The sequence below is a fragment of the Paenibacillus sp. OAS669 genome (genome assembly GCF_014873645.1).
Lineage (GTDB): Bacteria > Bacillota > Bacilli > Paenibacillales > NBRC-103111 > Paenibacillus_S > Paenibacillus_S vulneris.
Genome location: NZ_JADBDR010000020.1, coordinates 81582 through 106361 on the forward strand (window position 1 = coordinate 81582; position 24780 = coordinate 106361).

The window sequence follows — 24780 nt, forward strand, 5'->3', positions numbered from 1 at the left end:
TTATATATTGTCTGTTAATATTGCTGCAACTCCCGCGCATCAACGAAATTCATTCCACAAACTTTTTCCTTAGGGCAAAAGCTGCAGATTCACCTGCGAAGTATATGAAACGGATTGCATGTTTCCCAATGAAATAGACGGAACGAAGCTGACTGTAACTTTGTCAGAGTCCCTTAATGCATTTTTTGGGAAAAGTGAAACGGTCACGTACTCTTGATCTTGCAGCGATTCAAAGGATTTAGATTCACGGATGCAGACCGTGGCTCCGGTAGGGGCAGTTTCGGTCCTAATGCATGGATAAGTCCGATGATCCTCCCCGTCCCAGCTCCCGCCTCCCTCGATATTGGGATCGAATCGTGCAGTGGCAGTTGACTTGGCATTTAGCTTTTGAGGAAAGTTCTTTAGACTTACACTGCAAGGTTGATACATACCTATTCCATTTTTTTGTTGGATGCTAAAATGGTTTACGCTTAAAGCTGCATAATATCCATTGGTTGGAATTGGATGATATTCATCCTTATTCTGCTCCTCATTCCATATGGAGTAGATGAGATCGTCCGGCAGATCCTTTAGGTTAGGATCATTAGGATCATCAAGATCAATCAGGACGAACTTTTGCACCTCACACTTATTGGTTCCCCCGTCGGTTACTTGGGTCATTGCTTTCTCCACATCTTCCCACCGGTTTTTTACAGGGGTACTGAAATAAGAAGGCAGCACCGTCATCATGTTCGTTTTGTGCCATAGAATTTCAGCATTGGCTATTGCATGCTTGTCTACTGGCAGTATTTGGCCCGATTTGAGGTTAAGTATGCGCTCGATGACAGCAACTGATTGAGCACGTGTGGTCGTTTTTTTCTCCCCCAGAGTTCCAAACTCATTCAAACCTGCCAGGATACCCTTCTCCGTAGCAAGGTACATCCACTTTGTGGGAACTTCATTTTGGACGCCAATCGCTCTTACTGCCAGGCGTGCAAGCTCTTCCCGAGTCAAGGCTGTATTCCAGTCTCCACTGTTAAAATCGCTCCATTGATGGATACCCGACTTGACCGCTGCATCAATGAATGGTTCATACCAGATTTGTTCTGGAGTGGATTTCGGAACAGGTATACCCAAAGCATTATCCATCATAGCAACAAATTCCGCTCGGGTCACCTCACGTTCCGGCCGAAAAGTACCATCTTCGTAGCCGGCTACATACCCTTTGTGCATTGCTCCTGAAATTGCGTCTTCTGCCCAAAAACCACGAATATCAGTAAAAGCTGCGCCTGTTACATTACTGTTGTCCAATGCTCCAGCAGGTGTACAAATACAAAATGACAGGAGAAAGACCCCGCAAGCATTAACCCACCCTTTTCTTTTCATACTTTTAAAGCCTCCATACAATTTTTAAGAAAAGATATGGACAGTATATCATGAAAATAAATTTCTTTATGTAAAGAATTCATCGTCCAGCTGATTAGCCATAAAATAAAAAAGCCGCGCAGAGCGCGGATTCTGAAAGGTTCTTGTCGTCTTGATACTAATGAAACGCAGCTTTGTTTATCTTAACGCCGAACCTTGAATTCACAATTGGCTTTTAAGTATTTACCGCCGTTTATGATAACGGATTCGTCTGAATGAGATTCAATAACACCTCCGTAGTCAATGATTCTGCCATTTTGCAAGACAGCTACATGAAATCGAAAATATCGGGCGTTATCAAAATCAATCTTATGCTTTAAAATACTCCCTTTTATCGGCATTTCATTGCTCCGTCCTTTACCCTAGTTATATGTTTCCTCCATACATTAATGATCATACTAGATTTGGAATGTCGATTGTCTCAGAAACATGATGCAAATGGTGACTATTATTGTCGATCCAACCAATTTTTTAACAAAAATAACCGTATCACGAAAAAAAACGACTACTCAACATAGCCGTTTCTTCTCTCGATTATGGGGTGGATGCAGTACAAAGTCGGGTCAGCCGGTGCGGCGGGTGCGGGCCAGTGTTAGCCCCGCGAGGACTACACCGGTCAGTCCCATCACGATAGCCACGATAGCCCCGGCCTTCCCGCTGCCAGTGCCGAAATCACCTGTGAAGTTAGTTAGATGCAGCCCGGCGTAGACTATGACGACTACCGCCATTACGATGGCCACTATGGCCCCGCGTCGACCGGATCCATTGCCGATACGACCAGCAGAGCGAGCCAAGGACAGCCCGCCGATGATCGCGCTGGCCAGCCCTAACAACGCGTCCATTGCGGCCCATAATCGCCCAGTGGTAAATCCGTAAACAACATTACCGTTGGTCGCTTCAGCAGAGGCAATAGTTGGCACAAGTAGAAAACAACAAAGCATTACAATGGAACAGAGCTTCATTTTCATTTGTTAACTTCTCCTTTTTTAGTTTTCCTTCTACTTCCAGATTCATTGTTCTTCCTGTTCTTTGAGAGTATTTCCCGCCTTTCACAGCCAGTTTACACTACAAATGTCGAGAACTTATGCAGATCCTCCTCTCTTTGCGTGGAGTTCTTTAAGAACCTGCAATATCACGGTATAATTTCGGTAAACGAAATAACTTAAGTCAATGGAAGCAGACTAAATGGGAAAGAGGCGATGGGAATGGAACCGAAATTGCTGCTTGTGGAGGACGAACCGGGCATGCTGGAGGAGATGGAGACCTATTTGCAGCGCGAAGGGTTCCGAGTATTGACCGCCTGCACCGGCAACGAAGCGCTCATGATTGCCCGGTCAGAACGGCCAGATCTCGTCGTGCTTGATTGGATGCTTCCCGGGAAAAGCGGTATCGAAGTATGCCGCGAGCTAAGGAGTACTTCACATTGCGGCATTATTATGGTCACGGCCCGCTCAGAAGAATCGGATAAAATCGTCGGTCTGGAAATCGGCGCAGATGATTATTTGACGAAGCCTTTCAGCTTGCGTGAGCTTGCTTCTCGCATTCGAGCTTTATTTCGCCGTTTGCGGGGACATGATGACAGGTTGATGGTTTTGGAAAGAGACAATTTGCTCATTTCCGAGGCCAAATGTCAGGTATTCAAGGACGGTCAGGAAATCCAATTGACACCGACCGAGTTCAAAATTTTGTTCACACTTGCGGGTCGTCCTGGCATCGTCTTTAGTCGGTTGCAACTGTTAAAGACTGCTTTGGAGGATGAGTACATGGGGTACGAAAGAACGATGGATTCCCATATACGGAATCTTCGCCGTAAATTGGGAGACGACCCCGCCGATCCTCGTTATATTCAAACGGTATATGGTTTCGGATACCGGTTCGGTGAACGTTCATGAAGATGACGGTCCGCATGAAAATATTTGCCTGCATGGGACTGTTGGTGTTCATTGTAAGCATCACTTTCTCCCTTACAACGCGGGTTTACACAGGCAGCTTGATCGATCAATTCCAAAGAGAGCAACTGGATGCTCATTATTTGAATGCCACGCCCGAAGAGCAAATCGAAATCTTTAAATCTTATATCCTTGACAATATGAGCCTGAACGAACTAATTACAGTCACGCACGGTGTACGTTTGTTCTTTTTTATTACGATTGGATTGTTCTTCAGTTTTTGGATATCGGGGGTGCTGACCCTCCCGCTTAAAAAGCTTATAGCAGCCATAGAACGCGTGGCGCAGGGCGATCTGAACGTTAAAGTACCTGTAGATACAAAAGATGAGTATGGGAAAGTTGCCCAAACGTTCAACGATATGACGTTTCGCCTGCGTGAAGCAGAGGAAGCCCGCAGACGACTGGTAGCCGATGTTGCTCACGAGCTTCGCACACCGCTGTCTGTAATGCAGCTTAAACTGGAAAATTACCAGCAGGCCGGTCATCATGTCCCGCCGGAAAAGCTGCTTCGGCTTCACGACGAGGTCATCCGGCTCAGCCAGCTTGTCGACGATCTTCATGAATTGTCGCTCGCCGAAGCGGGGAGGTTGTCGCTCGATCGCAAGCCGCTCGACCTGACGGTACATCTAAATCGAATCGTAGATGATGTGAAATACGAAGCGGAAGAAAACGGCTTGGACATTCACCTTCTTACAAATTCGAGGCCTGTAATTGTGATGGTCGATGCGAGACGGATCACGCAGGTTTTCTTTAATTTGCTAACCAATGCGATTCGTTATACTCCACGGGGAGGGAAGATTACGGTTGAAATCGCAGACCGGGTCGTTGATCGGAATGCGCACTTTGCATGCGTCTCGGTGATCGATACCGGTATCGGAATCCCTGCAGAAGAACTGCCCCACCTATTCGATCGCTTTTACCGGGTAGATGAAGCGCGCTCACGGTATACAGGCGGTACGGGGCTCGGATTAGCTATCGCCCATCATTATGTAAAGGCCCACGACGGATTCATCCGCGTTGCAAGCAAGCCGGATGAAGGTACAATCTTTACTGTTTTTCTGCCTATAGCAAAAGATATATAGGAAAAGACATAGTCGTAACGAGATCCGCAGGTCGTCCACCGTAACTATGAATGCCTCTTGCTCTAAATCATCAACTCGCTAAATGACATGCATGAGTTCGAATAGAGCCACCTTCAACCGATTTATTCCGCATATTCAGGAAACAATTGGTCAACAAGGGAATTGGCCTGGGAAAATGATTGGGAATATCCTCGAGAAAACTTCCCAGTCCTTGGGATGACGCTCCCCATGACGGTGGGAAATCGGGGGTGGTATGATCTACCTGTCAGGTTGAAGCTGCGGAGTACGGGAGGAGGCCATCGTGGGCCTGTAAGATAAGCAAATGATCCTCAGATCAAATCCATTCGGGCTGCAACCGGCAATCGACTCTTTATACTGGAGGTATGATTTTATGAAAACGATGAAATGGTTTGCTTTACTGCTTGTTCTGTCGTTTGGCCTGCTGCCCTTCGGGATTGGTACGGGAACCGCATCGGCAAACAGTCTATCGGATTGGTATTGGACGGATAACTATCACATGTCCCCGAACAGCACGGGTTCTGCCCGCATTGTATTTAATACGACGAGTAGTCAGGCGCTGAAAGACATCATAGGCTCGACCACCAACACGACTCCGTATAAGTATGATGTTTATGCGAGTGGATGGTATGCAGGGAATGAAGTGGGCTTCGATCAATACAGCGGAGCCCCAATGCCCGATATGTGGAACGACAAAAATATCAGTACATTGGTAGGCTACAACGGATTCCGATATCAACCTCCGGTATGGATCACCACTTCCTATTATCTGTATCCCCGAGAAACCGTGAATTTTTATCAGCAATATCTTAAAAAAATCGTCAATGTCTCCTATATCGAAACCGACAGCAAAGGGAACGTCGTATATGAAGCGCGCATGGTCATGACACTCATCCATTACCAAGGACCTTCGATTCAAAGAGCATCGTAAAAATAAAACAGTCTCCTGCCCGCAAAAGGCGAGGGGACTGTTTTAGCTTACTTTTAATATTCTCCTTTTATGATAAAAAATGAGCCCCGGATAGTTCCAGCCAGCTTAGACTTCTGCCTGGCAAACTTAAACTTCCCTTCCAGCTCCTTGGGTACCTCCATCCCCTCAGAAAGCTTAAAACCAACGGCCCGCTTCTTAGGGTCATCGACCGTATACATGACATTGACCGCAAGACCATCCTCATAAAAAACGTAGGCCATTTTGATATTTTCCACTTGAAAGCGTGATGTCTCTAAAGGCTTGGCTGAAAACTCAATATCTCGTTCTTCCTTCAAAATCCGGTTCACATAATCCAGGGTCTCCTTACTTTCGCTAGCTGGTACAACCGTAAATTCATGCTTGTATTTGTTCATATAGTAACGGGCTTCATTAGCACGTAAACCGGCAAGCGCTTCTGCAACAGGTGAAGATTCTAAACCAACCGCGGACACAGTTTTGAAATCAACGATATTGGACATTTTGCATTTCTCCTCTTATTTCATTTTTTTGCGGCAATAGGCTCGCTTGGGTGAAACTGCTGTTAGACCTATATAAACCTGCGTCGTTAAATCATAAAGCGGCGTCTCCTTGGTCTTTCTCCAAAAGACGAATCAAATTCAGTATCAGATTTCCATTAAGACACCATTTGGTGTCGTTTCGATTATATGACACCAAACAGTGTCGTGTCAACAGTGTTTTATTCCGTTTAGTCATTGTTAGTGATGGACTCTTTCATATGCTGGTGACGGCGATCATTTTTATTTTTACTTGAAGGCATTCTAGACCACCATATCCTGCAGATTCACCACGTTAGGCCAAGGCCTGACCAGATTTTATACGACATTTCGTATGATGCTTTTGCACTGCTGCTTTTAGGAATGGGCTGGTTTCTACTGCATCAGAGTCGCGTTCGCTGACCTTCCCTCTATCACCTTCATTGCAGGTGGCTATTGGTGATATTTGCGGCCAATATTATCAGTCCCCGCTCCAACAGAAAAAAAGCAAATTCGATCAGCTGCGGCTGCTTCGGCTTTGCTATGAAAATCATTGCCTCACCCGCTGGCTTTATGCATAACTAGAGCACGCCGATGCAGGTCTTTTGGTGATACGGTATCTGCTGAAAATGGAGCATAAAATACATGACAAGGGAAGGCATACTTTTGCCCTCCCTTGTCATGTAATATTATTGATTGGCGCTTACTTGCCGCCCTTATCCAGATAAGCTTGAAGCTGCTTCTGCAGTTCGGCACGTACCTTTTCCAATCCAAGCGCTCGCAGCTCATTATTTAATTTAGCGGCCTGAGCTTCCCAATCCTTCATCTGTCCCGCCTTGAGCAGCTGAACAAACGGATCGGTCTTGGAGCTGATATTGGCCAGCTCGGCCTTGACATTTGTCGTATCGAAGGCGAACATCGCGAGCGGCGCCGAGTAATAGGTATCGGCCTTCGCGGAATACTCGTAGTATTTTTTTGCAGTATCATCCAGATCGGAGCTGAGTCGAATCATCGACGGGTTCCAGGTTAATTCATAGCCCGGAAAGGTATAGTTCTTCGAATCGTCGAGAAGCTTGTACTGATTCGTCCCTGCCGCTTCCCAGTGCTTACCCGGAATCCCCAGCTCAAACAGGTCATGGTTGTCCTGGCTGCTGTACAGCCAGTCGAAGAACTTCATCGTCCGGTCAATGTTCTTGGAGGTTGCAGGGATAGCAATGGAATTGTTCGCTTTGTAGTTCGTGCTGATCGCTTGCGGCTTCATATTGCGTATGTCTTCCTTCAACACGAAGAACTCCAGATCTGTGCCTGAAAGCGTATCCTTCAGCTTCTTCTTGTCCGCGGCATAGCTGGATATCGTTCCATAGTAAGAGGCGGCTTTGCCTGACATGAAGTAAGCCTTCTGATCCTTTTGGCTGATGACGTCCTTCTCCAAATATTTGCTCCATTCCGCCCACTTATCATATTGAGGATACGCCGTCTTCTCCGTATTATACGGTGCAGGCAGCTTCGCCCATTCGGAAGCCGGGTCGCCGAAGGCTACAATATTCTTCACCTGCTTGAGATCATCCGTCAGCTGGACGAAGAAGGAAAGTCCCGAGAAGCCTACGGAGCCGATGGCAGGGATTTTTACAGTGCCCCCCTCGCCTGACCAGATTTCCTGAAAGCCTCCGTTGCCTTTGACGGCTAGAGGCGTCAGATCCTTGTCCGACTCCTGTACCTTCTTGTAAAAGCTCTCCAGCTCGTCATAGTTCTTGATTGGCTGCATCCCGTATTTCTCCCGCAGATCCTTGCGGATGTAGATGACCGGAAGGTCGTAGAAGTACTGGGTAAACGGAATTGTGTAGAGATGGCCGTCGAACCGTTTGTTGGCTTCTACATATTCCTTGGAGAAGGCTTTCTTCAGGCCCGGATAGGCATCGTTGTTAAAATATTTGTCCAGCTGCGCATAAGCGCCCTGCGGGACTAAATCTCTCAGGTTCATAAAATCCGCATCGAACACAAAATCTACATCTTCACCGGCCGCCATCATCAGCTTGACCTTCTGCTTATGATCGTTCATCGGATTCCACTGAATGTTCAGCTTCGTGTTCAGCGTATCCTTCGTGCGCTTCTCGAATTCATCAAAAACGACCTGCATGTCCTTCGGCTGATCGCCGAACAGCATCCCTTTAAGTGTTATAGGTGCAAGCGTAGCCGAATCACCTCCTGCCGGGGACTTATCTGCCCCCGAATCCTTGCCATCGCTGCAGGCAGCCGTCGCGCCCGCCATGGCAACAGCCAGCAGGACTGCCGAAATCCGTTTGATATTCATGTTTTGTTTCCTCCCTTTTCGTTGGACAATCTCTATACTAAACCGCTACGAGCTGCGGACTTAGCCTTTCACGGCACCCACCATCAAGCCTTTGACAAAATATTTCTGAAGAAACGGGTAAAGCAAGACAATCGGACCGATCGTCACGATCGTAGTGGCAAGCCGTACGGTCAGTGTCGGTGGAATAAAATTCGGAATGTTCACGTCGGCCGACAGCTGGCTGACAAAGTCCAGATTGTTCATGATGCGCTGAATCAAATATTGCAGTGGAAATTTATGCGGGTCGTTGATATAGAGCAAGGCGTTAAACCAGCTGTTCCAGTAGCCCAGCGCATAGAACAAGCCAATCGTCGCCAGCGCAGGTAAAGAAACCGGCAGGATGATGCGAAACAGGATATGGGCATCGTTAGCGCCGTCAATTTTCGCCGATTCAGCAAGCGACTCGTCAATGGTAGCGAAGAAGTTGCGCAGCAGGAACATATTCCAGGCGCTCATCATGCTGGGGATGATGAGCACCCAGATCGTGTCCTTCAAATGCAGGTACTTGGAGATCAGCAGATAGGAAGCGACAAGTCCGCCGTGGAACAGCATTGTAAAGTATACGAAGAAGGCGATTCCGTTCCGGTATTTCACCGATTTGACGGAGATGGCATAGGCGAGGGCGCTGGTAAACAGCATCGAGAGCAAGGTGCCGACCAGCGTTACGAAAGTCGTTACTCCGTAGGCCCGATAAATCGTGTCGTCTTGAAAAATGAGCTTGTAAGCCTCAAGACTGAACTCCTTAGGCCACAGCGTATAGCCGTACTTCAGAATCTCCGATTCCTTGGTGAACGAGCTGGCCAGGACCGCCAGGAACGGAACCAGGCAGTAGATGGAGAACAAGGTGATGATGACGTAGAATAATGCTTTCAGCAGCTTATCCGATAAGCTTTCTCTGATCATGATGCGCCTCTCCTTTCATTTAGAATATGGCCGATTCCGGTGCCGTCTTCTTGGCAATATAGTTTACGGTAATGACCAGAAGGAACCCTACCACCGATTGCAGGAGGCCAACCGCCGCAGACATCCCCATATCTCCAAGGTCCATCAAGGACCGGAAGACATAGGTATCAATGACGTCGGTCGTCGGATAGAGCAGCGGATTCCGGCCGATGATGGCGAAGATCATGCCGAAGTCACCGTTAAATATGCCGCCCACTGCCAAGATGGTAAGCAGGATAACGGTCGTTTTTAACAAAGGCAGCGTAATGTACATAATTTTTTGCCAGCGGCTCGCGCCATCCATGGAAGCGGATTCGTACACCTCCGGATTAATCCCGGCAATGGTCGCCATATACACGATGGAGCTGAAGCCCGCCCCATGCCAAATCTTCAGCAGGACGAAGATCGCAGGCCAATAGGAGGGTGACGACAGGAACTGGATCGGCTCCACTCCGAATAAAGCCAGCGCCTTGTTAATAAATCCTCCGTCTGTAGCTACGAATGCTGTAATGAACATGGCGACAACCGTCCACGACAGGAAATGCGGGAAGATCATGACGGATTGCGCCGCTTTCTTAAACCATTTACCGCCAAGCTCCGTCACCATAATGGCTATGGCTACCGCCGCAAGCGTTCCGAATACAATGAACAGCACGTTCAGGAAAACGGTATTGGTCACGATCTTGACCCAATCGTTGGAGTGGAAGAAGAATTCAAAGTTTTTGAGGCCGACGAACTTGCTGCCTGTAATGCCCTTCACGGCTTTAAAATCCTGAAAGGCGATCACGATGCCCCCCATCGGGAGATATGCGAAGATGAGAAACCAGATCATGCCGGGAAGCGCTAATAAATACATGAATTTATTCGTTTTTAATTCGAAGAAGAATGAGGCGACAGCTCCCCGCTGTTTCCTGGAGATGCTGCTGCCAAGCTGAGATTGCTCCGATATTGCGGAATGATTCATAGGTACTCCTTTCTTTCCAATCGAGATGTAATGACTTTATCTTATGTCCTCAGGGCGTTAGCGAAAAAGTTTGGATTTTGCCGAAACGCTATGTTTTCTGCTGATTGGAGTGTTTGAAATTGCACCACTTTCATTAATTGGTGCATTCTTCACGCAGAAGACCCGCTTCTCCGAGCTCCCGAAGACGTACATGTAACTGCCGTCCGTCTCCCTTAAGACCATGAATGTCAATAACCTGCGTCCTCCCGTCCGTTAACTGGACTCTAATCTGCTCGGGTGAGATTGCGTTGGCAGCCGCGATAACCGAATCCCCCTCGTGCGGCTCAAGCAAGGTTAAGAAGCAAGCTTCCCTGCCACTTGTACGGATGCTGATCGTCTTGCGGCGGGCCGGATCGTCACCAAGCGGGTAGTCTCCACCCAGGGTTCCCTGGAAGGCCATTGCCTCTAATCCGCTAAGGTCTATCACGGCAACGGCAGGCAGGCTCGGGTCGAGCGGCTCGAAGGGCAGCGCCTCCCTATACAGCTCACCGGCCAGATGTACTTGGCCGCCGTAATAATCCGAACTGACCCCGTGTCCAGGGTCTATATTCTCGTATCGGATCGGCAGGTCGGTCAGCGGCAGCCTTCGTCCATCCTGAAGCAGCACGCAAGGATTGCCCCAGAAGACCGTTTTCCGGCTCGAGCGATCTACGCGAACCTGCAGCTTCAGCTCCCGGACCCCCTGCAGCGGGATATCCAGGCTGCGCTTGCCGAGGATCCATGCTCCAAACTGTCCTTCTGCCAGCTGAACCCCATCCCCCGCTATCTCGTAGCTCAACACTTTGTTCACAGGCGCCGCCTCCGCGTACCAGCCTGTCATGAGCTCCTGCTGGGGGGGCCACAACGCATGAAGATGTAAATTCATAAGCCCCTCTTCGTTGTGCATGTTATGGCGCCCCTCACTATCGTCCCTGACAGCGTTGTAGCTATGGCTGAACCGGATCCGGGCGGGGGCATCGCACTCGTACCAGCTGCAATCTGTGATAAACTGTGCGGAGCCGTAAGGATCCTCACTCATCTGGGCCGTGTGGCGGAGAAGCCGTTTCCGTGCTCCATCGATTCCTTGAAAGTCTTGATAATGGTGCAGGCAATCGAAGGTATGGGGCTCTTCCCCCTTGAGGTAATCCGCGATGACTACATAATCTTCTGTGACGGCTACAAGCCGTCTTTGAACGACCGGCCCCGAATAGGTGCCGGTATCTCCCTGCGGGCGCGGCTGAGGAGGGATTGGCACCTCCCGGCCTTCGATCAGACCGCGTTCCTGCGGGAACGCTTCAGGATATGGCGTCTGGCCGCCGTAAGGGGGGGCGCACCATCTCGCGACCGTCTCTACCGCGCATACGTTCAGCAGGCTTCCGCTATGAAACAGCAGGCGCTTGGAAGGAGCAGGCTCCTGCATCCGCTGGTCCACGACGACCATGTTGTGCGACATGGAGGCTTGCACCCACATTTTGAACATGAACGAATGATAGCCGTACCAGGAGGCAAGCGGACTGTAGGCGTTCTTCCCATACCGGATCAGCCCGAGAAGTCCGGTGCGGTCGAAGTGGCCGTGGTATCCGCCGTGAGAGCCGTATTTCAGCACCGCCTGAATCCGTGAAGAGGCCGAGCCTTGTCCGCCAGACCGCAGCAGGGCAAGCCCGACGTTATCAGCAATAACGGAACGTTCGTCGTGTCGGTCCTCCCCTTCCGGGAGCTCTCCTGCCCCGTACACCAAATCTCGTCCCTTAGCTGATCGGATGACAGACACATACCTTGGGTCCCTCCATACGTAATAAGCGAGATCGTACCATTTCCCCATTTGCTTTGCGGTTGAATCATTGGCGCCGAACAGGACGCCGCGGTCGTCGACAAAAGGAAGCATGGCATCCCACACATCTTTTATGGTTCTGTAATTTCGATGGACCGGCCCATACTTGGCAAAGGACATGCCGAGGAACGGCTTCCCGCCTTGCATCGACCAAGGTGAGAGCATCGCATTGGAATGATAGGACGGCGGTATCTTCCTGTCCTTGAGCCCGAACCCCCACGGCTCGCAGGCCTGGACGACTCGAGTCATCATATCGGCGAACAGCACGACATAATTGGAGGCTCCCTCAAAGTACCAGCCGTCGTCCATGACGCCCGTCGCGACCATATCGATAAAACCGCCGGGACCGTGGATGAAGCGACGGATCCAATGCATGTCCTGAAGGAGCAGGCTGCACAGAAGAGCTGCCGCCATGCCTCCTGACGGAATATTGTTGGTATCGCCATCCGTGATCATCCAATCCACCTTCTCGATGAACAAGCGGAAAACATGCTCCAATCGGCTCCGGTCCTCGTCGGTCCAGCAGGATTCGTTATACAGAAGATCATATACAGACACGATATCGAGCATCAGCTCGCCTTCATGAATGAGGCCCCCTGTGCTGACCTTTACTCCCCTCGGCGAAGGAAGTTCTAGCTCCTCCCGGGTAGAATAAATGTGCAGCATCGGCGCATCGGTCGCCGGATATCCGGTGATCGGATCCGCCAACCGCCGTAGAAAAAGAACGGCCTTCTCGAGAAAATCCGTTCGCCCTGTTACCTTCCAAGCTACGCCTGCGGCGTGCAGCTTGAATCGCTGCCCAAGCTCGAAGGCAAACGGCTGCCCAGGCCCTTGGGCTTCGGGGACGATCCAATCCTCCGCGATCCGAATATAGTCATCCAGCTCCTTCTGGGCCCATGGAAAGGCTGCGGCGTTGCGCCGCACCTGCTCCCAGCCGGCTTCCGTGTGCATAATGTAGGGGTGTGCCAGTGCTCTGACGGTGTATAGGGTCAGCCGCTTGGCCCAGACCGCCTTTCCTCCAGGAATGGCGACGATCGTCAACCTCTCATAGCCCCCGGGAGCGATACCGTCGTGAACGGTAACTTGCAGCTTGACCCGGCCGGTTTGCCCGGCTTCAAGAACAAGGCTCTCCGGCTCCAGCTGCGCTCGCATGGACTCGTAGCCATAGGGCTCCAGAGCCAATGTAACCGCCTGCTGCGTATTCGACTCATTGCATACGTTTAGTTCATATTGAACCGCTTCGCCCGGCTGGGCTGAACGGGATAACCGTTCGGCTGACAAGGCGATAACGCCCAATGATTTAAGCCGAATCGATCGGATACGGATGCCTGCTTCCGCTTCCCCGCTGCCGTTCACCGTTCTAGCTTCGATCCCAAGCTTGCGGATCATGCGCCAGAACGCCGGCGCCGCATGCTTATAGTCAAATTGGCTGAAGGCCGTCTCTACCTCCGTCCAGCCGTTCCCCGTAAGATGCACCGTCGCCGCCGCGACGGGAATATATTCGGGCCGTCCGATCCTTTGCGGATAGACGCGGAGCGTAAGCTCCATGACCGATCCCTCCGGCACCCAAATCTCCAGCCCAACGGCTTCAAAAGACCTCCAATCGGAGGGGTGCCCCAGATCCCATACCCGTTCCGCCCCTTGCTCGAGCAGGGCTTCCTCGTTGATAAATTGTCGCATCTCCAACTTCCTCTCTAATACAAAATGAGCCCGAGAACCCAGTGTAGCTTAAGTTCTCAGGCTTTGTTACTTGAGGATTTGCCGATTTCAACGATTTATACCGATGGGGCTCTATACATTTTCACACTATGTTTGATTAATAACGGGGATAGAGGATGGTTCTTCCTTATGACCGAACTTATGCTGTTTACGGTAATGATCCGGCGTCTTGCCGCAATGCTTTTTGAAGGAGACGTAGAAGTAATTGGTGTTCTCGAACCCGACCATCTCCCCGATTTTATTGGCGGGCAAATCCGTATCCACTAGCAGCTCCATGGCTTTGGAGAAGCGGTACTCACTTAAATAGACGGTAATCGACTTGCCGACCATTTCCTTAAATACTTTGCGCATGTAGTTCATGGACAGCCCTCCGACCTCCGCCAGCGACTCGACCGTCAGATTCGGATCGGCGTAATGCTCCTGAATATGCTGAATGACCCGGTCCACCATCCATTTGTTTTTCTGTGCTGCTTCACGGTCGCGCACGCGAACCGCTCTCTCGCATAGACTCAGGTACCATCGCTCGATTTCATCCATTGTCTCCATGTGCCCAAGCTGGCTGCTGAGCTCGCCGATGTCCATCCGCACATCGTCCGGGGACGAACCTCCCATGGTCTTCACCGTTCTGGCGGTAGCGATGAGCAGCTGCGTGAGCGCAAGCATCATCTCGTCATAGGGTGCTTTGCTTACGGAGGCCATAAATTCATGAGCCGCGGCGGCAATCTTCCCTGGATCCCCGAGCTTGAGCTTATCGGTCATCTGCTTCTCCAGCACCGCCACCTGGCTGTCCGGCAGCGGCTCCCTGGAAGCTTCCACATCTGCCCCGATCAGAGCGCCTCTACCGAGGACAAGCTTGTACCGGGAGGCATTATAAGCGATTTCCCAGGAGGTTTTGATTCCAGTCATACCGGGGACTTCAGGCCCGATCGCCGCATTGATGGACAGCTTCAGGAATAGACTTACGTTCTGCTGAATTTCCCGCAGCACCTGGATGACGGCTTGCTCCAGCTCGGCCATATTCTCCGGCACGTTGATCATCATGGCCACACCGTCGTCTCCATTATCGAAGCATACGAGATGTAAGTGATGCGCCCCTCCGACCTCGAAAGCGATATTCGCAACAGCATATTTGAACAGAGCAATATCCGCCGGATGGTATCTCGCTCTAAGCTCCCGGTAGCCGTCCAGCCGAATGGCGCAGACGAGAAAGCCGGGATAGTCGAACCTGATGCCTACATGAGCCAGCTTTCTTCTTACCTCTGCATCGTTGGTCCAACCGCCTGTGGTGAGCAGCCGCAGTACTTCCGCCCGCTTGGCGGACTGGTAATCGGCGATACTGAGCTGCAAATCCTGAATCCGATGCTCCAGATAGGAGAAGGCTCCCCCCAGCAAGTCGAGCTCGGACACAGGCTGCCGCTCCCGGGCACCGACCGGTGAGTTGCGGATGCTCTGGATTAGCCGGTGAATCGGTCCGTAGATCAGTCTGGTGAAGAAACCCCCAAGCAGCAGGACAAGCAGCAGCATGCAAGCGGTAACGGTCAAGAGGAACCTTTTTACTTCATTGACCTTGCCCAGCAGCTGTTCGTAATCGACCAAGCCGATGAAGGTCCACCCGAGGCTGTCTGACTTGATGTAGGAAATGTGATATTTGCGGCCATTCGAATCCATTTCAAGCGTACCTTTTGTTGAGCCTGACCCATTGATCTTTTGCACGAAATTTTCCTGTGACAGGTTGGCGTTGATCATCTGGTCATTCGTATGAGAGATCACGATGCCGTGTTTGTTAATGATCATCGATTGAAATGAGCTGCTCCCCGCCCCATTCATCACCATGCTTTGGAGCATCTTCTGATCCAGGTTAATAATCATGGCGCCGTTATTGACATGTCCAATCGCGCTTACATAGATCAGGGAGATCACGTTAAGGTCGTAGCTCTTGCCATAAATGGAATAATGAATATGACGGGGATAAAATACACCGGACCTGAAGGGCTGAACCTCATCCAGCAGTCCGAGGGCATCGGGATCGTAGAATTCACCGTACGACTTCATTGTCGTCAAGGAAGAGAAGGCCAGCTTACGCGAATGATTCAACAAATAGATGGATTGGATCAGCGGGTTGGTGCTGCTAAGCTCATACAGCTTGTTCCCTATTTGACCCAAGGTAGGTGTATCGAACTCCTGGTTATAAAATCCTCTCTGAACCTCCGCATTGTTGAAAGCGGTTCCGTAATTTTCGAAGGTCGAGCTAAGCAAAATGCTGGCCGTGTTGAACGATTGCTCGATGGCCCGATCCGTAGAATGATTGATTTCCTGGGACAGATCGGAGGATACCTTGGCGGAAATAATAAAGGTGAGCCCGGCCATGACGAGCAGACCGACCAGCACATAAGATAAAATCATTCGGATCAGCATACTTTTATTTTTCACAAAAGCCCGAACGCTTCCTATGATGATCCCCCCTTACAACTTGTCATGCAGAAAAGAGACGTCTGGTCGAGGCGCAAATACGTCTCTCCCCAATGTAACAGAAGCATGGCTTCGGAACTATGCGGTTTTTTAACAAATAAGTGCGCTTTTTTAAGAAGTGGGATGAAGCCTAGTATTATAACCTCAAATACAATGATTCGCCGCCGGAAATGTTGTTCGATATAGTCATACTTGTCATCAAATGATTATAAAGTCGAAAAAATAATTGCTGTAATTTAATTCCCATGGTAATATCTACTAGGTATTTTGAAGCATACTAGGAGGTTACCATGGTTCTCAAAAAGACAATTCTTACTATTGCACTACTTAGCCTATCTTTTGCATCCATATCAAGTGCTCATCCGGGAAGGACTGATTCTAGAGGGGGTCATACTTGCTGGACTAATTGTGCAAAATGGGGCTTAAAGGATGGCGAGTATCACTATCATAAGGGTGGTGGCTTTTTCATAGGCGCAGATATCCCACCGGATGAACCTGCACCCTCCACATCTGATGTTGAAGAAACTATTCCTTATGGGCATGTTAAAGTTACTCTTCCGACATTTAAGGTTTATATTAACTATAAAACGGGAGCCTCGGACGCTCAAAACGCTACTTTAGAATACCCATTTTTTTTGTATAATGATATCATCTACGCACCGTTGAATTATGATATGTGTTCAACTCTTACGATTGAAAGCACTTGGTCAAATGAAGTGGGCTTATCATTAAGAAAAACGGACACAGAGATTGGGGAGGGCGTGCGTTTCCAACGTAGTAAGCCATCCTCTGCTCGGCCTGCAAACATGTATGCACACCTTCCGACATTCAATATTTTTGTCAACGATGAATGGGTGGATAATGCGAATGAAGAATATCCATTTTTAGTTTATAATGATGTAACATACTATCCAATGACTTGGAATTTTAATAGTAAATTGGGTCTGACCACTGGATTAAAAGACAATAGGTTCGATATTTTTAAGTAGAATAAGGGCTGCCATCGGCAGCTTTTTTATTTTCCAAGTGAAATCTGAGTTAGGACCAGACCAGTCAAAAAAAATGAGATCCGCTCTTTGTCTCGAAAGAACGGATCTTCACAATTTGGCTGATTATGATGCTTCTTCGATATCAGGGAAGGCCCAAAAATCGGGGAGCACGTCCGACCATGTTGGAACGGAAACATTTGACTGCGGTATTCTATGCAAAATACGGTTGATGATCACAACGGCCTCCGCCCGGCTTAAAGACCGATCTGGGGCAAATGAACCGTCTTCGTAACCGGTCATAATCCCTTTCTTGTACACTGCCTCAATTTGCCCGCTGGCCCAGTGTCCCGCCGTATCCTTAAAGGAAGGCTTCGACGGGTTATTGTCCAATTTCAGCCATTTCCCTATAATCGAAGTCATTTCAGCGCGAGTGATCGGGGCGTTCGGTCTGAACGTTTGGTCGGGATAACCTGACAATAAGCCCGCTGCCTGGCCCCATCGAATGGAATCAGCGGCCCAGTAGTTCGGATCGACATCGGTAAAATCTGACGCTGCCTGCTTCTTCTCGACAGACTTCTGCAGCAAGCGGGTTAACATAACGCTCATTTCCGCTCTGGTTACCGGTTCATTCGGTCTGAATGTGCCGTCAGGATAGCCGAGTATATAAGGATCGTGTTGCAGCGGTTCCTTTTTTATCGAAACGATTGTAAACGTACTTAATTGGTTGATTTGAATTTGTATGCCTGAGGGATCGCCGTTCATATCGTAAACGATCTCTCCCCGCTGCAACTCCTTCTCGCCGTTCGAGTGTTCGACATAGACGCTCAAGGTTTGCAAGAATGGCTCTCTTTGAACAGGATCGGCCGGAATGGCAGCTCGGTCAATCGGAAAAGCGACCTTCACCGGAGCTTTAGGCAAATTCGTTTCAATGGCTACCGGCGAACCAAGAACCTCAACGTCTCCTGCTTTGGCCACATTGCGGATTTCATCCGCATTTGTGATTCTTTCTTTCACAGCCTGCCGTTCATCGTCTTTTTTGATCGGGGCTACACGAAGGTAGTAGTCCTGATTTCCGGGGAGGCCTTTGATCGCATCGTTCGGAATGGTGACTGTTGCATTTTCCGTTTTCATTTCCAGAGTTAACGACCGTTCTGCCAAAATAGATATGGAACGGGCAGGCAATACGATATTCACCATATCCGCCGGATCTTCCGTCAAGCCATCAATGACGACCCGCATCGTATTGTGTCCGGATTGCATGCTTGCTACGACTTCTTCCATCTCTTTGTCGCTCATAATCACTTGGTCGGCTTTTTGCTGTCCGACCCAGATTCTTGTTATTTCAAACCGCTCAATGATTGGTGAGGTTCCCACTTCAACCTTCGCATGCCGCGTGTCGGCCTTAGTCCCCGTACCGGTTGATCTGTTGCTCTTGCTGTAAACGGTGACTTGCGTTTGGGCATTCAATCCTCCATAGGTTGCTTCCAACACACCGGTTCCGACGGCTCTTCCTGTCATTTTGCCGGTTTCCGATATGGTGGCGATTTCGTTCGAAAGCGAGAATTCGGAGAGCAAGGTAATCTCGGAAGTCGAACCGTCAGAGAAGGAGGCGTTCACCGCCGTTTGCTGATCCATGTTGATTTCAACCCAATAAGCCGGTTCTGCAAAAGAAATGCCTTTGAGCGCAGGGTCTACCGTTACCGTCGCGCTGGCCTTGTTATTGTCATAGACTGCCGTCACAACCGTTTGACCGTATTTGAGAGCCTTCCATTTACCGGTAGACGATAATCCGACAATTTCCGGATCTGCAATTTGAATGGTCCCTTGTTTCGTAACATCGATTTCTTGATGGTCCGAATATCCTATAATAAGCTGGAATGCCGCCTCATTCCCTTCGACTAACGAATAGGTCGCGGAATTAAAACGCAGTCCTGTAGGCTTCGGAATTACCGTCACCGTCCGTACTTTGTCTTGGGCCCGGTTTCCGGCCAGATCGGTGACGCTGTAGTGTATTGGATACGTTCCGGCTTTGCCGGTATCCACCGAACCGGTAACGGTTAACGGAGAAATGCCGGAAAGCGAATCCGATGCCAGAGCTCCCTTTTCAACATAATCATCGCCCAAGTACAAAGTAATCGTTTCATCCCCGACCAAGGTCAAAACCGGCGCCGTTTTATCAATCTTGATTTCGGCGGAAATTGGTTCACTGACACTGTCCGAGCCTGCGGCTCTGGCATACACAGCCGTTATCCCTTCTTGTTCGACGACGACCGGCGCGGTGTAATCCGTCCATTCTCCGGACTCTCCGATCTTGTACTGCACCCGGCTGCCGGAGTCGCTGTACACTGTTGCCGTTACGCTTTGATTCGTCCAGCCTGTATGGCTTACCGTCACCGTCAGATGGTTGCTGATAAGGATCCCCTGCGTAGCTCCGATATGGTTCAGCGTCAGATCCGCCGGATTGCCCGCCGTATCGTTAATGATCGTACCGGCTGCGTCAATGGCGGTAGATACCAGCTGTATGCCATCAGTGTCTTGATCCTGAACCCTTACTTGATAACGGAACACCAGCTCGTTCGAATCAAGCGAATTTTCATAAACGGCTTTGACGTTCGTGTCGCCCACCTTGAGCCCAATCGTCGGAGCTGTACCCGACGTCATATTCACGACAACCGGCTCGCTCATCTTCACAATAAAGGTGAGGTACATCCCTGCTTTGTACATCCCGTTCGCCGGTACGCTGACCGAGGTTACTACCGGAGTCGCCGTATCCACCAGCACTGCCGCCGTGGTACCCACGCTGTTCAGCGTCAGGCTCGCGTTGTTGCCTGCGCTATCCCGCAGTGTGCCGCCATTTACACTCAGCGCTGCGCCTACAGAGATCCCATCTGCGTCGTTGTCTCCGTTCTGCACCGTATAGCGGAACACCAGCGCGGTCGTCCCCGAACCGGACACGTATGAAGCATTTACTCCGGTCGATCCGACCGTCAGCGGCAGCTGCGGCGTGCCTCCCGTTGTGTCTACTGTCACGTTTTCACCGAAGTTCACGGTGAAGTCGAGGTTGTCTCCCGCTTTGTATGCTCCGTTCGCCGGTACGCTGACCGAGGTTACTGCCGGGGCCGCCGTATCCACCAGCACTGCCGCCGTGCTGCCCACGCCGTTCAAAGTCAGGCTCGCGTTGTTGCCCACGCCGTCCCGCAGCGTACTTCCGTTTGCGTTCAGGGCAGCACCTACGGAGATCCCATCTGCGTCGTTGTCTCCGTTCTGCACTGTGTAGCGGAACACCAGCGCGCTCGTCCCCGAACCGGATACGTAAGGAGCGTTTACCCTCGCCGATCCGATCGTCAGCGGCAGCTGCGGCGTGCCTCCTGCCGCATCCACCGTCACGTTATCGTCGAAGTTCACGGTGAAGTCGAGGTTGTCTCCCGCTTTGTACGTCCCGTTCGCCGGTACGTTCACGCTCCCGATCGTTGGAGCCGCGGCGTCCACTAATACTGCCGCCGTGCTGTCTATGCTGTTCAACGTCAGGATAGCGTCGTTGCCCACGCCGTCCCGCAGCACGCCGCCGTTTGCATTCAGATCGGTGCCTACGGCGATCCCGTTCGCATCGTTGTCACCGCTATGCACCGTGTAATGGAACGCCAATGCGTTTGTTCCTGAGCCGGAGACGTACAGGGCTTTCACTGCCGTCGATCCGATCGTCAGCGGCAAATACGGCGTACCTCCCGTCGTATTTACTATTACGTTTTCGCTGAAGTTCACTATGAAACCCAGTGTCTCCCCTGCTTTGTACGTTCCGCCCGCAGGCACTCCTACGTTCGTAACAACCGGTTGAATGGCTTCGACTAATACCGCCGTCGTGATGCCTATATTGTTCAGAGCCAGGTCCGCATCGTTGCCCGTGCTGTCCTGTAGTGTGCCGCCGTTTGCATTCATTAAGGTGCCTACGGCGATTCCATTAAAATCCTGATCCCCGCTTTGCACTGTGTAGTGGAACAGCAGCGCACTCGTCCCCGAACCGGATACGTAATGGGCATTCACATCCGTTGATCCGATCCTCAGTGGCAGCTGCGGTGTGCCTCTTGCCGTATCTACTGTCACGTTTTCGCCGAAGTTCACCGTGAAGTCGAGGTTGTCTCCCGTTTTGTACGTCCCGTTCGATGGTACGCTGACTGAAGTTACCGTTGGCCTCACCGTGTCGACGGAATAAATGTTAGATTGGGTGTACCCGGTCCCTGCGCTGCCACTGCTATCAGTCACTAGCGCATTGTTGAGCGTGATAATATTGCTGTCGTCTTCAACGCCTACGAAAGGTATCAAGGTTGCGGTATAGGCGATGTTGTTAGCAGTCGCGAGGCTGGTTAGGGTGCCGTTCTCCACTATCATGTCAGAAAGAGTAAATCCGGTCACCGCTTCTGAGAAGGTGATCGTCACCGGCGAGGTTTCACCGATACCCAGATCATTGTTAATGACTGTAATGTTGGCTGTTGGAGGGGCGGCAAACGCTTTGTCAATCAGGAACAAAGGTACCCACCCTAAGATGACTAAACCTAAAAATAACTTCCATACTCTACTCGCCGGATTCATATCCTTGTTCCCTCTCTCAATTTCGATCTTCTTTTGCTATTGGCCGTAACGTTTCTGCCTTTTCGGATGACAGCAAAGGAGAAGCCATATCTTTATTTTCGGTATTTTTTGACATGGTATTAATAGTTTAATAGTTCTATCCCGCACCAAAAATCCCCTGTTACACTCTTCTGTAAAAAAACGAACTGAATTTTATATAAATGTCACTAATTTGACAAAATTTACTTCCCTAATCAGCTTTGATCATTGCTATTCTACTTCGTCTATTCAACGAATAGGGGCATACCATATCCCTATTTTTTTCAACTAATCTCGCGCTCCTCAGGAAGCACAAGCACGAGAGAACCACGATCCCGCTCCGATCGAATCAGCCTGCCGCCCGCTTGCAGCATCTTGTTCATACCCGGAAAAACATATGCGTAATCAAAGTGTAATGCAAAGTTGAAATGTAAAATTTGGTATGCTAGAATGATATCTAATATACGAGGGGAGCTGACTAGAATAATGTAATATTTCTTGCTGATTTTACGATTGATAAAACATTAGCTGTTTTATTCTTTGTTAAGCAAGAAAGTTAGTTACTTATTCTCTTCAACTCAAATAATGACATCTTATTCCATTAAGGGGCTAGATTCTAGCATTTGTTTATTTGAGCTACAAGAAAGGTAACTTTCTTGTGGCTCTTTGTTTTTTTGGAGGATTAAAAATGTCACCATCAATTTCGTGAAACGGTAACTCGATGCTTTTTTAGCTTAGGGGGTTGAGATAGATGTTTGAAGTTGTAAATATTCATGTGAACCGTTCATTGTCCGTGGGTTCGGTTCACGATCAAACTAAGCGGATACCGAAGCAATATCCTTCTATCAAGAGACATATGTATATAGGAGATTGAATAATGTCTCATAATAACTTTACAATAACCCATGTTTCATTCCATGCAAAGACAGTTATTTGGTGATATTTGCATGGAATAACATTATCACCAATCATGCTGGCTTTGCTACTTGAGACACTATATTTAATCAAGGAGTGAGTCTTCATGAAATATATCAATGCTAATGTTATTCTCCCGAAAGAATTAGTTGAACAATTGCAAAATTTTGTACAAGGTGAGTACATCTACATTCCAGCAATAAAAGATCAGCATAAAAATTGGGGAGAATTATCCGGTTATCGAGATGAGATTGATAGGCGAAATAGTGAAATAATACTAGAATATGCATCTGGCACTTCGATTCAAGAACTTGCAGAATCTTACTGCCTTTCTGTTTATGCTATCAGAAAAATAATTTATAACCAATAACCGAACGTAGGCCATCCTTTCTGCTAATTGTATATGCACGCTCTTGCCATCGACATCCCCATACCATAGGGCTGCGGTGGCTTTTTTTTCTTTTACAACGAATATCCTCCCCTAGACTCTGATAATAGACGTTGCTTCTAATCTGACAAGTGATACCAAACAATACAGAACCATCTTGTATATAGTTTAAGTGATTCCTATCTGCTACCTTTATAACTAAGGGTTCTTCTATAAGGTTGTAAAACATAGGACAAACGGAGGTTTCAGTAATGGATGCTATTGTAAATATACTAAGAACATCAACCCAGCAAGCTTCTAACTAAAATGAAGTTTTACTGTGATATTGGTACCTATATCATGGAAGTTTAGGATCTGGAGGAGAGAGTATTGTTGAATGTCACCATTTTTAATATGGAAGGTATTGCTGTTGGCGAAATGGAGCTTGAAGAATCCATTTTCGGTATTATTCCCAACGAATCGGTTATGCATGATGCAGTTATAAACTATCTGGCAAATAAACGCAGTGGAACACAATCTGCTTTAACACGCGGGGAAGTTAGAGGCGGCGGCAGAAAACCATATAAGCAGAATAAAATTGATAAATCTAGAGCGGGTTCGATTCGCATGCCACATTGGCGTGGCGGAGGAATTGTGTTTGCTCCTAAACCTCGTGACTACAGCTACAAACTCAATAAAAAGGTTAAGCGGCTTGCTATAAAATCTGCATTGTCTAGCAAAGTACAGAACAAGGAATTCATTGTCATCGACGAGATCAAGTTAGAAAATTACAGGACTAAGAGTATAGTAGCTATGCTTAAAGCTTTTGGGGCAGATAGAAAGGTGCTGATTGTTACGCCATCGTTAGATAATTTTGTATTTAAAAGCGCTAGTAATATACCTGGTGTAGAAACCGCTGTAGCTGATTCCATAAATGTATACAACGTTCTGAATTGTGATCAATTCATAATCTCTAAAGAAGCTGTCATAATGATAACGGAAATGTACTCGTAATGGAGGAATGTTTTTCCCTACCCCATCGGGAATGAGGTACAAGCCATGCACCGTCAATCAATACGGGAGCATGGCTTGTCTTTGTTCGTCCGCTCATTTCCCACCCGACGATGGATGGAGCAAGAGGCGCTAGAGATCTCTGTCGGTTTCCTCACAGTTGCCGTTCCTAAAGCTTGAACTGCTTCACGTGCAGAAGCATTTCTTCGGATATCCGGCTCATCGAGTCCGCCGATGCGGAGATTTCTTCCATGGCTGCGAGTTGTCCGGCCGTGACGGTAGAAATTGTCTGTGCCAGATCATTGGACCGATCGGCCATATGATCGATCTCCTGCAGGGAAGCCCTTGGTACTACAAAATCTTATTCAGCGTTCAGCATTCAGTTATCCTGCCCGCGGTTCCTTTGATACCTAAATATACCGAGAAATAATGGCAGATCAGAGGGAAAAATCCTAGACGGGCTGTGATTTCTAAGTAATCAGCCCATTGATTTATGAGAACGTAACAATGAATCACTCTACCTATAAGAAGCCAGAGTGATTCATTACAAAAAAAGAGCCTATCGACATTTGTCTAAGGCTCTTTTCATTGCTTGGCGACGTTCTACTCTCCCAGGACCCTTCGGTCCAAGTACCATCGACGCTGGAAGGCTTAACGTTCGTGTTCGGTATGGGTACGCGTGG

The 24780-nt window shown here is 49.0% G+C and carries 17 protein-coding genes, 1 rRNA gene and 1 pseudogene; 7 read left to right on the forward strand and 12 right to left on the reverse strand.

The annotated features are described in order from the left end of the window. Positions 1-69: 69 nt before the first annotated feature. Together GGC63_RS30850 and GGC63_RS30855 are read right to left on the reverse strand one after the other, a co-directional pair. The gene (locus GGC63_RS30850; RefSeq protein WP_192705563.1) at positions 70-1365 is read right to left on the reverse strand and encodes an S-layer homology domain-containing protein; all 1296 of its coding nucleotides are present in this window, start codon (positions 1363-1365) and stop codon (positions 70-72) included. 602 nt (positions 1366-1967) lie between these two features. Beyond that, positions 1968-2372 carry a DUF6223 family protein gene (locus GGC63_RS30855; protein ID WP_192705564.1) on the reverse strand — a complete coding sequence of 135 codons (405 nt, stop codon included), beginning with the start codon at positions 2370-2372 and terminating at the stop codon, positions 1968-1970. 237 nt (positions 2373-2609) lie between these two features. On the opposite strand from GGC63_RS30855, the gene GGC63_RS30860 reads away from it, so the two are divergent. The 3 genes from GGC63_RS30860 (at position 2610) to GGC63_RS30870 (ending at position 5384) form a co-directional block, all read left to right on the forward strand. Next, positions 2610-3296, forward strand: coding sequence for a response regulator transcription factor (locus GGC63_RS30860; RefSeq protein WP_192705565.1), 687 nt, complete (start codon positions 2610-2612; stop codon positions 3294-3296). Further along, the gene (locus GGC63_RS30865) at positions 3293-4435 is read left to right on the forward strand and encodes a sensor histidine kinase (protein WP_192705566.1); all 1143 of its coding nucleotides are present in this window, start codon (positions 3293-3295) and stop codon (positions 4433-4435) included. Before GGC63_RS30860 ends, GGC63_RS30865 begins: the two co-directional genes overlap by 4 nt. A 391-nt stretch (positions 4436-4826) precedes the next feature. After that, positions 4827-5384, forward strand: a complete 558-nt coding sequence (locus GGC63_RS30870; RefSeq protein ID WP_192705567.1) for a hypothetical protein — start codon at positions 4827-4829, stop codon at positions 5382-5384. Positions 5385-5437: 53 nt separating this feature from the next. On the opposite strand, the gene GGC63_RS30875 is transcribed toward GGC63_RS30870, so the two are convergent. Next, a complete protein-coding gene (locus GGC63_RS30875) occupies positions 5438-5902 on the reverse strand; it encodes a phage tail protein (RefSeq protein WP_192705568.1) in 465 nt (154 codons plus the stop codon). Positions 5903-6223: 321 nt separating this feature from the next. Here GGC63_RS30875 and GGC63_RS35450 point away from each other — a divergent pair, with 321 nt between their 5' ends. After that, a complete protein-coding gene (locus GGC63_RS35450) occupies positions 6224-6340 on the forward strand; it encodes a DUF2243 domain-containing protein (protein ID WP_412973907.1) in 117 nt (38 codons plus the stop codon). A 280-nt stretch (positions 6341-6620) separates the two neighbouring features. Here the strand turns inward: GGC63_RS35450 and GGC63_RS30885 are convergent, their stop codons facing one another. The 5 genes from GGC63_RS30885 to GGC63_RS30905 all read right to left on the reverse strand — a co-directional run bounded on the left by GGC63_RS30885 (position 6621) and on the right by GGC63_RS30905 (position 16171). After that, a complete protein-coding gene (locus GGC63_RS30885) occupies positions 6621-8228 on the reverse strand; it encodes an extracellular solute-binding protein (protein WP_192705569.1) in 1608 nt (535 codons plus the stop codon). A gap of 60 nt (positions 8229-8288) precedes the next feature. Beyond that, positions 8289-9170, reverse strand: coding sequence for a carbohydrate ABC transporter permease (locus GGC63_RS30890; RefSeq protein ID WP_192705570.1), 882 nt, complete (start codon positions 9168-9170; stop codon positions 8289-8291). Between the two features lie 19 nt (positions 9171-9189). Further along, positions 9190-10173: an ABC transporter permease gene (locus tag GGC63_RS30895; RefSeq protein WP_192705571.1), complete on the reverse strand. Its 984-nt coding sequence runs from the start codon at positions 10171-10173 to the stop codon at positions 9190-9192. Positions 10174-10306: 133 nt separating this feature from the next. Then, positions 10307-13702 (reverse strand): hypothetical protein, encoded by a 3396-nt coding sequence (locus GGC63_RS30900; RefSeq protein ID WP_192705572.1) that lies wholly within the window; start codon positions 13700-13702, stop codon positions 10307-10309. 126 nt (positions 13703-13828) lie between these two features. After that, complete coding sequence (locus GGC63_RS30905; RefSeq protein WP_318781151.1) at positions 13829-16171, reverse strand: AraC family transcriptional regulator; 2343 nt, start codon at positions 16169-16171, stop codon at positions 13829-13831. A gap of 329 nt (positions 16172-16500) precedes the next feature. On the opposite strand from GGC63_RS30905, the gene GGC63_RS30910 reads away from it, so the two are divergent. After that, on the forward strand, positions 16501-17199 hold the full coding sequence (locus GGC63_RS30910) for a YHYH domain-containing protein (RefSeq protein WP_192705573.1): 699 nt from the start codon (positions 16501-16503) through the stop codon (positions 17197-17199). Between the two features lie 123 nt (positions 17200-17322). Here GGC63_RS30910 and GGC63_RS30915 read toward each other — a convergent pair whose 3' ends face one another. Beyond that, positions 17323-21723, reverse strand: coding sequence for an S-layer homology domain-containing protein (locus GGC63_RS30915; RefSeq protein ID WP_192705574.1), 4401 nt, complete (start codon positions 21721-21723; stop codon positions 17323-17325). Between the two features lie 392 nt (positions 21724-22115). Next, positions 22116-22322 (reverse strand): annotated as a pseudogene (locus GGC63_RS30920) (helicase C-terminal domain-containing protein); the annotation flags it as partial. Positions 22323-22825: 503 nt separating this feature from the next. Here GGC63_RS30920 and GGC63_RS30925 point away from each other — a divergent pair. After that, the gene (locus GGC63_RS30925) at positions 22826-23089 is read left to right on the forward strand and encodes a CD3324 family protein (protein WP_079911032.1); all 264 of its coding nucleotides are present in this window, start codon (positions 22826-22828) and stop codon (positions 23087-23089) included. Between the two features lie 387 nt (positions 23090-23476). Beyond that, positions 23477-24100: a 50S ribosomal protein L4 gene (gene rplD / locus GGC63_RS30930; RefSeq protein ID WP_192705575.1), complete on the forward strand. Its 624-nt coding sequence runs from the start codon at positions 23477-23479 to the stop codon at positions 24098-24100. 166 nt (positions 24101-24266) lie between these two features. Here rplD and GGC63_RS30935 read toward each other — a convergent pair whose 3' ends face one another. Together GGC63_RS30935 and rrf are read right to left on the reverse strand one after the other, a co-directional pair. Continuing rightward, entirely contained in the window at positions 24267-24416 is a 150-nt protein-coding gene (locus GGC63_RS30935) for a hypothetical protein (RefSeq protein ID WP_192705576.1), read from the reverse strand. Between the two features lie 271 nt (positions 24417-24687). Continuing rightward, positions 24688-24780: ribosomal RNA gene (gene rrf / locus GGC63_RS30940) — 5S ribosomal RNA — on the reverse strand; the annotation flags it as partial.